This is a genomic window from Paracoccus pantotrophus, from assembly GCF_008824185.1.
GTDB lineage: Bacteria > Pseudomonadota > Alphaproteobacteria > Rhodobacterales > Rhodobacteraceae > Paracoccus > Paracoccus pantotrophus.
In genome coordinates, this window is record NZ_CP044423.1 from 527,586 (window position 1) to 540,579 (window position 12,994).

At 68.2% G+C, this 12,994-nt stretch carries 9 protein-coding genes; all 9 read left to right on the forward strand.

What is annotated here, in order from left to right; genetic code table 11:
- The first annotated feature begins 132 nt into the window (after positions 1–132).
- Entirely contained in the window at positions 133–1,881 is a 1,749-nt protein-coding gene (gene capB, locus ESD82_RS02550; RefSeq protein WP_147429073.1) for a caprolactamase subunit beta, read from the forward strand.
- Positions 1,882–1,975: 94 nt separating this feature from the next.
- Positions 1,976–4,099, forward strand: a complete 2,124-nt coding sequence (capA, locus tag ESD82_RS02555) for a caprolactamase subunit alpha (protein WP_167521688.1) — start codon at positions 1,976–1,978, stop codon at positions 4,097–4,099.
- A gap of 76 nt (positions 4,100–4,175) precedes the next feature.
- Complete coding sequence (locus ESD82_RS02560; RefSeq protein ID WP_147429071.1) at positions 4,176–5,504, forward strand: purine-cytosine permease family protein; 1,329 nt, start codon at positions 4,176–4,178, stop codon at positions 5,502–5,504.
- Between the two features lie 91 nt (positions 5,505–5,595).
- Positions 5,596–7,449, forward strand: a complete 1,854-nt coding sequence (locus ESD82_RS02565) for a sensor histidine kinase (protein WP_244314490.1) — start codon at positions 5,596–5,598, stop codon at positions 7,447–7,449.
- A complete protein-coding gene (locus ESD82_RS02570) occupies positions 7,446–8,792 on the forward strand; it encodes a sigma-54-dependent transcriptional regulator (RefSeq protein ID WP_024842549.1) in 1,347 nt (448 codons plus the stop codon). Before ESD82_RS02565 ends, ESD82_RS02570 begins: the two co-directional genes overlap by 4 nt.
- 189 nt (positions 8,793–8,981) lie before the next feature.
- Entirely contained in the window at positions 8,982–9,956 is a 975-nt protein-coding gene (locus tag ESD82_RS02575) for a tripartite tricarboxylate transporter substrate-binding protein (RefSeq protein WP_024842550.1), read from the forward strand.
- 56 nt (positions 9,957–10,012) lie between these two features.
- Positions 10,013–10,477 (forward strand): tripartite tricarboxylate transporter TctB family protein, encoded by a 465-nt coding sequence (locus ESD82_RS02580; RefSeq protein ID WP_024842551.1) that lies wholly within the window; start codon positions 10,013–10,015, stop codon positions 10,475–10,477.
- 7 nt (positions 10,478–10,484) lie between these two features.
- Positions 10,485–11,993: a tripartite tricarboxylate transporter permease gene (locus ESD82_RS02585; protein ID WP_024842552.1), complete on the forward strand. Its 1,509-nt coding sequence runs from the start codon at positions 10,485–10,487 to the stop codon at positions 11,991–11,993.
- Between the two features lie 21 nt (positions 11,994–12,014).
- Positions 12,015–12,980, forward strand: a complete 966-nt coding sequence (locus ESD82_RS02590; RefSeq protein ID WP_147429070.1) for a Bug family tripartite tricarboxylate transporter substrate binding protein — start codon at positions 12,015–12,017, stop codon at positions 12,978–12,980.
- Positions 12,981–12,994: the final 14 nt, after the last annotated feature.

Genomic DNA, 12,994 nt, shown 5'->3' on the forward strand with positions numbered 1-12,994 from the left:
TGCCGCCGCACCATGGTCCAACCGAAAAGATGCCGCGCCAGGCGGCACGCCGCAGGGAGAAAAGACCATGAACCAGCCGTTTCCCGGCTGCCCTGCCCGTGCGCGCCCATGCGGCCCAGACAGGGAAATGCCATGACCAGACCCAAACCCGACCCCATCACGCTTTCGGTGGTGCGGGGCGTGCTCGAGACCACGCAGCGCGAGATGACGCTGACGCTGGAACAGACCGCCCGCAGCTCGGTCTTCAACCTCGCGCATGATTATTCGACCGCGCTCTTCAACCACACGCCCGAGATGATCCTGCAGGGCCAGGACATCCCCATCCACCTCGGCAGCCTGATCCCGGCGATGAAATCGGTGGCGAAATTCTTTCAGGGCGACATCCACGAGGGCGACCTGATCCTGCACAACGATCCGGCCCATGGCGGCAGCCATATCATCGACACCTGCATGTATTACCCGGTCTTCTACCAGGGCGAGCTGGTGTTCTGGACCGTTTGCAAGGGCCACCTGACCGATATCGGCGGCCCGGTGCCCGCCGGCTACAACCCCAACGCGACCGAGATCTATGCCGAGGGGCTGCGCATCCCGCCGGTCAAGCTCTGGGATCGCGGCAGACCGCGCCATGACGTGATGAACCTGATCCTGACCAATATGCGCGCGCGCCGCGACCAGGAGGGCGATTTCAATGCCCTGATCGGCGCCTGCCAGGTCGGCGCCCGCAACCTGGTCCGGCTGATGGACAAATATGGCAAGCAGGTGGTGCAGGACTGCATCGCCGAGCTGCTGGACATGGCCGAGGCGCATATGCGCAAGCTCATCGCCCAGGTTCCCGACGGCACCTATACCGGCACGGCGGTGCTCGAGGATGCGGGCCACGGCTTCGGCGACATGGACATCACCGCCACGGTGACGATCCAGGGCGACGGCTGCCACATCGCCATCAGCTCGCCGCCGCAGGTGCCCTATTTCATCAACAGCTACGAAGGCAACAGCCATTCCGGCGTCTATCTGGGGCTGATGATGTTCGCGCAGCTCCCGCCGCCCTATAACGAGGGGCTCTATCGCTGCGTGACCACCGACATGGGGCCCCGGGGCACGCTCTGCAACGCGAAATCCCCCGCGCCGCACATGAACTGCACCACCACGCCGATGGAGACGCTGACCGATGCGGTGCGGCTGGCCTTCGAACAGGCGGCGCCGGCCAAGGTCTCGGCCAGCTGGGGCCATGCCAATGGCTGCAACATCGCCGGCTGGGACAAGCGCCATGACGAGGAATATGTGACCATGGTGCTGGCCTCGATCATCTCGGGGGCGGGGGCCACGGCCAGCCAGGACGGCTGGCATGCCTGCGGGCCGGAATGCTGCTTCGGCGCGCTGACCTCGGGCGATATCGAGATGCTGGAGCACAGCTATCCGATCATCATCCACCGCTATTCCCTGATGCAGGATTCGGGCGGCGCCGGCCAGTTCCGCGGCGGCTCGGGCACCTGCTGGGAGGTCGAGCCGCTGGACAGCCCGATGACGCTGGTCACCTTCGGCGAGGGCCGCCGCATCCCGGCCATGGGCGCGGCCGGCGCCCGTTCCACCCTGATCCCGCCCAAGGTCGGCCGGCTGGAAGTGACGCGGGGCGGCGAGACGCAGGTCATCACCGAAAACGTCATCGAGACCATCCAGCCCGGCGAGCGCGCCGCGAACCGCAATCCCGGCGGCGGCGGCTACGGCGACCCCTATGCCCGCCCGGTCGAGAAGGTGGTCGAGGATGTCAGGAACGGCCTCGTCAGCCTCGAGGGCGCGCGGCTCGACTATGGCGTCGTCATCGCCGATGCCGCGACCCTCGCCGTCGATCACGCCGCCACCGCCGCCCTGCGCGCCGCCTAAGGCTTTCGCCGTTTTCCAAATACCCCGCGGGGGTCCGGGGGCGCGAAGCCCCCGGCGCCGGACCCGCGAACCGCAGCCAAAGATGGAACCCGCCATGAAACACCAATATCGCCTTGGCATCGACGCCGGCGGCACCTTCACCGATTTCATCCTCGCCGACCGCGAGGGGGGCTTGCGCATCTTCAAGGCGCTCTCCACCCCGCAGGATCCGACCCTGGCCATCAGGAACGGCCTGGCCGTGATCGAGGAGGAGACGGGCATCGGCCCGCGCGACCTCGTCTCGAACGCCGACCTGTGCATCAACGGCACCACGGTCGGGCTCAATGCGCTGATCACCCATAGCGGCGCCAGGACCGGGCTGATCGCCACCAAGGGCCACGAGGACAGCATCGAGATCCGCCTCGGCCACAAGGAGGACGGCTATCGCTACGACCCGGACTATCCGCCCGCGACCATGCTGGTGCCGCGCTACCTGCGGCGCGGGATCAGCGAGCGGGTGATCTCGACCGGCGCCGTCCACACGCCGCTGAACGAGGACGAGGTGCGCGAGGCCTGCCGGCATTTCCTGCGCGAGGGCGTCGAATCGGTCGCCATCAGCTTCGTCTGGTCGGTCCTGCATCCCGATCACGAACTCCGCGCCGCCGAGATCGTGCGCGAGATGATGCCCGAGGCGCGCCTGACCGTCGGTAGCCAGCTCTATCCGCAGGTGCGCGAATATACCCGCACCTCGACCGCCATCGTGAACGCCTATCTCGCGCCGATCCTGTCGCGCTACGTGCAGGCGGTGGACGGCTATTTCCAAGGCCTCGGCGCGCGTCAGCCGGTGCGCTATTTCCAGTCGAACGGCGGGCTGGCGCTGGGGTCGGTGGTCTCGGACCAGTCGGTCTATGCGATCAATTCCGGCCCCGCCTCGGCGCCGCGCGCGGCGCTCTATCTGGGCGAGCCCTACGGGCTTGAGGACATCATCACCGTCGACATGGGCGGGACCAGCTTCGACATCACCCTGACCCGCGACGGGCAGGCCAATGTGTCAAAGAACATCGACTTTCTGCGCTATCGCATTGGTATCCCGATGATTCAGGTGGAAACCCTGGGCGCGGGCGGCGGATCGATCGGCTGGATCGACTCGATGGGGCTGATGCAGATGGGGCCGCAATCGGCGGGCTCGGAACCCGGTCCGGCCTGCTATGGCAAGGGCGGCGAGCGGCCGACCACGACCGACGCGAACCTGGTGCTGGGCTACCTGAATCCCGAGGGCCTGGTCGGCGGCCGCCTGCCGCTCAGCGTCGAGAAGGCGCGCGAGGCGATCCGCAAGCACCTGGCCGAGCCCCTGGGCATCAGCGTCGAGACCGCGGCCTATGGCATGTTCACCATCGTCAACAACAATATGGTGAATGCGATCCGCAGGGTTTCAGTCGAGCGGGGCTACGACCCGCGCGACTTCGTGCTGAACTGCGCCGGCGGCGCCACGGGCGCGCATATCACGGCGCTGGCGCGCGAGATGGGCATCGGCAAGGTGCTGGTTTCCAAGCTCGCCTCGGGGCTTTGCGCCTTCGGGCAGATCATCTCGGACGTGAAATACAACTACATGGCCCCCATCGCCGCGTGGCTGGAAGGGGCCGAGGCGGCCAGGCGGCTGGACGAGACCTTCGCCCGGCTGGAGGAGAAGGGCCGCGCCGACCTGCTGGCCGACGATTTCGCGCCCGACCGGATCGGCATCCGCCGCAGCCTGGACATGCGCTATGTCGGGCAGGTGCATGAATGCACGGTCAGCGTCGATCCCTTCCCGATCGACGAGGCGGCGCTGGAACGCCTCAAGGCCGCCTTCCACGCCCGCCACGAAGAGCTTTACACCTATGCCGAGCCGCACAGCCCGGTCGAGGTGGTGAACGTGGAAAGCGCCATCTCGGGCGCGGTCGAGCGGCCGGCGCGGATGCGCATCGCGCAGGGCGCAGGCGCGCATGCGGCGCTGTCGGGCACGCGCGAGATGATCTTCGATGCCTCGGGCCGCAAGCACGAGACCCCGGTCTATGACGGCGCGAAGCTGGGCGCGGGCGACGTCGTCACCGGCCCGGCGGTCATCCAGGAGGTGACGACCACCATCGTCATCGAGCCGGGCTGGGTCGCCGAACTGGACCAGAACGGCGTCTATGTCGTGACCGTGGCCAGCGCCGCCGGCGCTGCGCCCGAAAGGGCCGCGGCATTGGCCGAGGCCTGACCAAGGCCGGGCGGGGCCGCGCCAGGCCCCGCCCATCCGGAACCAATCACAAGAACCAAAACAGGGAGCTTCAGCCATGGCTGGATCTTTGGACAATTCGGAAGAACTGGAATTTTCGGACCGGCCGGTGCCGCGCGACCAGCGCATGGGCCGGCTGCCGCTGACCATGGCCTGGTGGTCGGTCTGCTCGGCCATGTTCTACCTGGTCATCGCCGCCTCGCTGGCTCTGGCCTATGGCGCAAGGAACGCCATCATCGGGCTGGTGCTGTCGGTTATCGCCTATGCGGCGGTGAACGCGGTGCTGGTGCGGCACGCGATCCGCACCGGGCTCAGCGTCTCGCTGTTCTCGCGCATCCTGCTGGGGCGCAGCGGGGCGGCGGTGGCGACGCTGATCTTCTTTGCCACCGCGATCTATTACGCGGTGTTCGAGGGCTCGGTGATCGCCGTCGCCCTGCGGGAATATGCCGGCATCTCCTATCCGCTGGCGGCGCTGGTGGTGGCGGTCTATTCGGTGGCGCTGATCTTCGGCTCGATCCAGAACTGGCTGGACAAGTTCAACGGCGTGCTTTTGCCCTTCTACCTGCTGGGGCTGGTCGCGGCGGTGGTGCTGGCGGTGGCGGAATACGGCTATTCGGACGCCTGGCTGAACCTTGGCCCCGAGGGCGGCGCGCCCGCCGGCGGCTGGTGGGACTGCTTCACCGCCTATATGGGCGTCTGGATCCTGATGATGTTCACCTATGACTATGCCCGCTTCGGCCGGCCCGAGGATGCGCGCTTCCACGCCATTATCAACTTCGGCGCGCCCTTCTATGCCGTGGCCTTCCTGCTCAACGGTCTTGTCGGCATCTTCCTGGCCGCCAGCCTGCCGACCGAGGGCGGGGTCTCCGAGGTCTCGGTCGTCTTCGCGCTGGTGCAGCTGATGGGCGTGGCGGGCCTCGCCTTCGTCTGGATCTCGCAGACCCGGATCAACACCGCGAACTATTACCTCGCCGCGGTGAACATGGAGAGCTTTGCCGAGACCGCCTTCCGGCTGCACCTGCCGAAATGGGTCTGGGCCTGCGTGGTCGGCGCCATCGCCTATGCGCTGATGCTGGCCGATGTCTTTGCCTATATCCTGCAGGCGCTGGCCTATCAGGGCATCTTCGTCGTGGCCTGGGTCGGCATCGCGCTGGTCCATATCGCGACAGATCGCGGCGCCGGCGCCGGCGACGCCGACCTGGCGGATGCGCGCGCGGTCAATCCGGCGGGGCTGGGGGCCTGGCTGCTGGCCTCGGGTGCGGGGCTCGCGCTGCATTTCGCCGGCGGCACGGCGGCCTCGCTGTCGGCGCCGGCGACCTTCCTGGTCGCGGGTGCCGCCTATGCCGCGCTGGCGGGCCGGGCGGCGGTGCGCCGGGCGCTGTCCTGACCCTGGCACGAGGCCGGTTGCGCGCAGCCGGCCTTGCTGTCAGATTCCGCCGCAGGGAGAGAGAGAGAGAGAGCGGGAAGGAAGGCATGCCTTGGATGCGCCGGTTCGGATGCGCATAGACCCGCGGCCGCGCCGCTGGCCGCTGGTCCTGTCCTGCCTGGCCTGCGTGGCGGCCGTCCTGTGGCTGGGCGCGCAGCTTGCCCATCAGCATTACTTCCGCGAAGGCCATGCCCGCGCCACGACCGCGCTGCGGCTGACGGTGAACGCGCTCAATGCCGACCTGGCGCGCTATGAGGTGGTGCCGCAACTGGTCGCCGACCTGGACCTGATCCGAGAGCTTGCCGCCGATCCCGGCAATGCCGCGCTGCGGCAGCAGACGAACCGCTGGCTGGCCGAGCAGAACGAGGCGGTGCAGGCCTCGGACATCTACCTGATCCTGCCCGATGGCGAGACCATCGCCCATTCCGGCTATCAGGGCCCGGCCAGTTTCGTCGGGCAGAATTTCAGCTACCGGCCCTATGTCATCGACGCCATGGCGGGCGGACAGGGGCGGTTCTACGGCATCGGTACCACGTCCGGCGTGCGGGGCTATTTCTTCTCGGCCCCGGTCGCGGACGAGACCGGCCGGATCAGCGCCGTCGTCGCGGTCAAGATCGGCGTGGACCGGATCGAGGCCTCCTGGCGCGGCAACCAGTATCGCGTGCTGGTGACCGATCCCGAGGGCACGGCCTTCCTGTCCTCGGAACCCAGCTGGCTTTACCACAGCATCCGGCCGCTGACGCCGGAACGGCTGGCGCGCACCGAATCATCGCGCCGTTATGCCGGCACGCCGCTGGCCGAATTGCCGGTCGAGCGGCTGGAGCTGCACGGCGCGCCGGTGTTCCGCCTGCCGCCCGCCCTTGCAGAAGGGCCCCAGCGCAGCCACGACTATATCGCCGCCTCCGAGGAGATGCCGGGGGCGGGCTGGACCGTGCATGTGCTGCTGGACAGCGCCGAGCTGCGGGCCGAGGCGCGGCTGGCGGTGCTGAGCCTCATGCTGCTGATCGCGGTCGCGGGAATCGGGCTGATGATGTGGCGCCAGCGTCGGGCGCGCATCGCCGATCGCCTGGCCGCAACGGCGGAACTGGAGCGCCGCGTGGTCGAGCGCACCGCCGACCTGGCGCGGGTCAACAGCCAGCTTGAACAGGAGATCGCCGAGCGCCGCGCCACCGAGGCCGAGCTGCGCGCCGCCCAGGCCAGCCTGGTGCAGGTCGGCAAGCTGGCGGCGCTGGGGCAGATGTCGGCCTCGCTTTCGCACGAGATCAACCAGCCGCTGGCGGCGGCGCGCAACTATGCCGACAGCGCCGCCATCCTGATCGAGCGCGGCGACCTGACCCGCGCGCGCGAAAACATCGCGCAGATCCTGGCGCTGGTGGACCGGATGGCCGCCATCGGCAAGCACCTGCGCCATGCCGCGCGCAAGCCCGACGATGTGCTGGGCGCGGTGGCGCTGGCCGGGCTGCTGGAGGAGACGCGCACCATCGTCGCCGCCCGGCTGGCCAGCAGCGACGCGGTGCTGGATGTGGATGTGCCCGCCGACCTGCCGCCGCTGCGGGCAGGGCCGACGCGCTTGCAGCAGGTGCTGGTGAACCTGATCACCAATGCCGCCGATGCGGTCGAGGGCGGCGCGGATCGCCGCATCACGCTTTTGGCGCGGGCCGAGGGCGGGCGCGTCGCCATCCGCATCCGCGACCGCGGCCCCGGCGTGCCCGATGCCATCGCCGCGCGCATCTTCGACCCGTTCTTTACCACCAAGGGCATGGGGGCGGGGCTGGGGCTCGGCCTGTCGATCACCGCCAATATCGTGCGCGATTTCGGCGGCGAGATCGCCTGCCGCAACATGGACCCCGGCGCCGAGTTCTGCGTGACCCTGCCCGCCGCCGTCCCGGCCGAGGCCGCCGCATGACCCGGCGCGTGCTTCTGGTCGAGGATGACGAGCAGATGCGCAGTTCGACCGCGCAGGCGCTGGAGCTGGCGGGCTTTGCCGTCGAGCCGCTGGCCTCGGGCGAAGAGGCGCTGGCGCTGGCCGGGCCGGGCTTTGCCGGCGCGGTGGTCAGCGACATCCGCATGCCGGGTATGGACGGCATGACCCTGCTGGGCCGGCTGCACGAGATCGATCCCGAGATCCCGGTGATCCTGGTCACCGGCCATGCCGAGGTGCCGCTGGCGGTCGAGGCGATCCGCGGTGGCGCCTATGACTTCATCGAAAAGCCCTTCGTGGTGCAGGAACTGGCCACGGTGATCCGCCGCGCCATCGACCATCGCGGGCTGGTGCTGGAGAACCGCCGCCTGCGCGCCGTCGCCGGCAAGCGCGACGATGTCGAGGCGCGGCTGCCCGGCCGCACCCAGGTCATGGTCGACCTGCGCTATCGGCTGCGCGCCATCGGCGCCTCGGATGCCGATGCGCTGGTGATCGGCCCGACCGGCGCCGGCAAGGAGGTGGTGGCGCGCACGCTGCACGACATCTCGGCCCGCGCGGGGCGGCCCTTCATCGCCATAAACTGCGCCGCCCTGCCCGAGGCGCTGATCGAATCCGAGCTGTTCGGCCATGAGGTCGGCGCCTTTCCCGGCGCGCTGCGGCCGCGATACGGCAAGTTCGAACATGCGCGCGGCGGCACGATCCTGCTGGACGAGATCGGCTCGATGCCGCTGGAATTGCAGGCCAAGCTGTTGCGGGTGCTGCAGGAGCGCACGATCACCCGGCTCGGCTCGAACGACCCGGTGGCGCTGGACGTGCGCTTCGTCGCCGTCAGCAAGGCCGATCTGGAGGAACTGGTCGCCCAGGGCCGCTTTCGCGAGGATCTGTTCTGGCGGCTGAATGTCGCCGTGCTGCACGTCCCGCCGCTGTCCGCCCGGCGCGAGGACATTCCGCTGCTGTTCCTGCAACTCTTGCGCGAGGCGGCCGCCCGCCACAACCGGCCCGAGCGCGAGGCGCCCGCCGCCTTCCTGTCCGGCCTAGCCGCACGGGAATGGCCGGGCAACGTGCGCGAATTGCGCAACCTGGCCGAGCGTTTCGTGCTGGGGCTGGAAGGGGTCGAGCTTGGTACCGCCCAGGGTGCGCGCCTGGCCGACCGCGTGGCGGCCTTCGAGCGCAGCCTGATCGCCGGCGCCATCGCCGCCCATGACGGCAAGCTGCGCCCGGTCTACGAGACGCTGGGCATCTCGCGCAAGACGCTTTACGAGAAGATGCAGAAATACGGTCTCGACCGCCGGCTGATCCTGGATTCCGCTGAAGACGAGCCGGGTTGACCGGAAATGGGTGGAAATCCACCCACTCCAGCCAGGCAATGTTCCCTTTTCCACCCATTTCCGTCGTATTGCGGCAATATGCGCCGGATGGGCCGCGTTTTTGATTTGTGCCGTGGTCCGGCCCGCCGCAGGCTTCACCCGGTGGCCGCGCCGGGAGGGAGGCGGCCGGAATATCCTTGGGGAGGGAACATGGCTTATCCAAAGCTTCTGGGCGCGCTTTGCGCCGCGACATTGCTGGCCGCGCCGGCATTCGCGCAGGACTGGCCGCAGCGCCAGATCACCATGGTCGTGCCGTTCTCGGCCGGCGGTCCGACCGATACGGTCGCGCGCATGGTGGCCGAGCGCATGTCGGCCGATCTGGGCCAGCAGATCATCGTCGAGAATATCGGCGGCGCCGGCGGCACGCTGGGCGCGGCCAATGTCGCCAAGGCCGAGCCGGACGGCTATACCGTGCTTTTGCACCATATCGGCATGGCGACATCGGACACGCTTTACCGCAACCTGCCCTATGACACGCTGAACGCCTTCGAATATGTCGGGCTGGTGACGGAGGTGCCGATGGTGGTGACGGCGCGCAAGGATTTCGAGCCCGCCGATTTCACCGCCTTCAAGGATTACGTCAAGGCCAATGCCGACAAGCTGACGCTGGCCAATGCCGGCATCGGCGCGGCCAGCCACCTGTGCGGCATGCTGCTGATGCAGGCGCTGGAGGCACCCTTGGTGACGGTCCCCTACAAGGGCACCGGCCCGGCGATGACCGACCTGCTGGGCGGGCAGACCGACATCATGTGCGACCAGACCACCAACACCACCCAGCAGATCAAGGGCGGCACGATCAAGGCCTATGCCGTGACCTCGCCCGAGCGGCTGGACCTGTTCCCCGACCTGCCCACCGCCAAGGAAGGCGGCGTCGAGACGATGGAGTTCGGCATCTGGCACGGCATCTATGCCCCCAAGGGCACGCCGGCCGAAGTGACCGAGCGGCTGTCGCAGGCCCTGCAGGTCGCGCTGGCCGACGAGGGTGTCGCCAAGGCGATGGCCGACCTGGGCACCGCGCCCGAGCCGGCGGAAAACGCCACGCCGGCCGCGCTCAAGGCCAAGCTGGAATCCGAGATCGCCCGCTGGAAGCCGGTGATCGAGGCCGCCGGCGTCTATGCCGACTGAAACGGAAAGCGGCCCCGCCCCTTGCGGCGGGGCCCGTCAATCGGGGGGAGGAACGCATGTCCGCAAAACCCAAGGATACCACCGACATCGTCGCCGGGCTTTCGATGATGGCGGCGGCGGGATTCTTCGGCTGGCACACGGCCGGGCTGGAAATCGGCACTTCGCTGCGGATGGGGCCGGGATATTTCCCGATGGTCCTGTCCGGGCTTCTGTTCGTCCTGGGGCTGATCATCCTGCTGAGATCCTTCGGGCGCGAGGATGACGAGCCCTTCGGCAAGGTCGCCTGGCGCGGGCTGCTGTTCATCCTGCCGGCGCCGATCTTCTTTGGCCTGACGGTGCGCGGCCTCGGCTTCGTGCCGGCGCTGTTCTTCACCACGCTGATCGCCTCGCAGGCCTCGATGCGGATGCGGCCGCTGGCGGCGCTGATCCTGGCGGTGGCGGTGACGATTCTGTCCACGCTGATCTTCAGCTACGGCCTTGGCCTGCCCTTCCGGCGCTTCGGCCCCTGGCTGGGCATGTGAGGGCGCGATGGAACTTTTCAGCAATCTCGCGCTCGGCTTTTCGGTCGCCTCCTCGCTGGCGAACCTGGCCTTCTGCCTGATCGGGGTCATGCTCGGCACGCTGATCGGCGTGCTGCCCGGCATCGGCGCCACGGCGACCATCGCCATGCTCTTGCCGATCACCTTCCAGCTCGAGCCCGTCAGCTCGCTCATCATGCTGGCCGGCATTTATTACGGCGCGCAATACGGCGGCTCGACCACGGCGATCCTGATCAACATGCCGGGCGAAAGCTCGTCGGCCGTCACCGCCATCGACGGCTACCAGATGGCCCGCAGGGGCAAGGCCGGCACCGCGCTGGCGCTGGCGGCGCTGGGATCGTTCTTTGCCGGCTCGGTCTCGACCTTCCTGGTGGCGCTGTTCGCCCCGCCGCTGACCGCGGTGGCGCTGAAATTCGGCGCGGCCGAGTATTTCAGCCTGATGGTGCTGGGCCTGGTGATGTCTGTGGCGCTGGCGCATGGCTCGGTGCTGAAGGCGCTGGCCATGGTGGTGCTGGGCCTGCTTCTGGGCATGGTCGGCACCGATATCTATACCGGCGCCCCGCGCTTCACGATGGGGATCACGCAATTCGCCGACGGGCTGAACTTCGTCGCCGTCGCCGTGGGGGTCTTCGGCATCGCCGAGATCCTGCGCAACCTCGAGGACGAGCATGACCGCCAGGTCATGACCAAGAACATCAACCGGCTGTTCCCCACCGGCCAGGAGCTGCGCCAGATGATCGGCCCGGTCCTGCGCGGCACCGGCATCGGCTCGGTCCTGGGCATCCTGCCGGGGGGCGGGGCGATCCTGGCCAGCTTTGCCAGCTACACGATCGAGAAGAAGGTCTCCCGCCACCCCGAGGAGTTCGGCAAGGGCGCGCTGGCCGGGGTCGCCGGGCCGGAAAGCGCCAACAATGCCGGGGCGCAGACCAGCTTCATCCCGCTCCTGACCCTGGGCATCCCGGCGAACCCGGTGATGGCGCTGATGATCGGCGCGATGATCATCCAGGGCATCGTGCCGGGGCCGAACGTGGTCAGCGAGCAACCCGCACTGTTCTGGGGCATCATCGCCAGCATGTGGATCGGCAACCTGATGCTGGTGGTGCTGAACCTGCCGCTGATCGGGCTGTGGGTGAAGCTGCTGACCGTGCCTTACTACGTGCTGTTCCCGATCATCATGGCCATGTGTTCGATCGGGGTCTATTCGGTGAACTCGAACAGCTACGACCTGTTCGCCGTCGCCTTCTTCGGCCTGCTCGGCTATGTCATGTCCAAGCTGCGCTGCGAGCCGGCGCCCTTGCTGCTGGGCTTCGTCCTCGGCCCGCTGCTCGAGGAAAACCTGCGCCGGGCGATGATCCTGTCGCGCGGCGATCCCACGACCTTCCTGACCCGTCCGATCAGCGCCACGCTGCTGGCGATGTCGCTGGTGGTGCTGGTGCTGGTCTTCATGCCGCAGATCCGCAAGCGGCGGGACGAGGTCTTTACCGAAAGCGACGCCTGAATATTCAACTGGGAGGAAACCATGACCGCATCCATCACCCGCCGGCTGCTGCTGGGCGCTGCCGTGGTGCTTGGCTTGGCCGGGGCCGCCGCCGCCGAATACCCGGACCGTCCGATCACCCTGGTCATCCCCTTTGCCGCCGGCGGCTCGACCGACGTGGTCGGCCGTATCGTCGCCGACCGCATGAGCCAGGAGCTGGGCCAGCAGGTCATCGTGCAGAACGTCGGCGGGGCGGGCGGCAGCCTGGGCGCGGCCCAGGTCGCCAAGGCCGATCCCGATGGCTATACGATCCTGATGGCGACCGTCGCCACCCATGCGCTGAACCCGCTGATCCTGAAGCAGAAACCCTATGACCCGGTCGCGGATTTCGCGCCCGTCTCGCTGCTGGTGCTGGTACCGAACGTGCTGGCGGTGAACCCGGAACTGCCGGTCAACACCGTGCAGGAGCTGATCGACCTGTCCAAGTCCGAGCCCTTGGCCTATGCCTCGTCCGGCAACGGCACGCCGCTGCACCTGTCGGGCGAGCTGTTCAAGGCCATGGCCGGGATCGACCTGACCCATATCCCCTACAAGGGTTCGGGGCCGGCGCTGACCGATGTGCTGGGCAACCAGGTGCCGATCATCTTCGACAACCTGCCCTCGGCCTCGGGTCATATCGCCTCGGGCAAGCTGCGGGCGCTTGGCGTGACCACGGCGGAACGCGCGCCCAGCTTCCCCGACATCCCGGCCATTGCCGAGACCCTGCCGGGATACGAGACTTATACCTGGAACGCGCTTTTCGCCCCGGCCGGCACGCCGCCCGAGGTTGTCGAGGCGCTGAACAAGGCCGCGCTGGTGGCCATGGCCGACCCGGCCGTCGCCGAGCGGATGCAGGAGTTCTCGGCCACCATCGTCGCCTCGACCCCCGAGGAATTGGCCGAGCATGTCCAGGCCGAGATGGCGAAATGGGAGCCGGTGGTCCGCGACGCAAACGTCAGCCTGGACTGACGCGCAATCGAAAG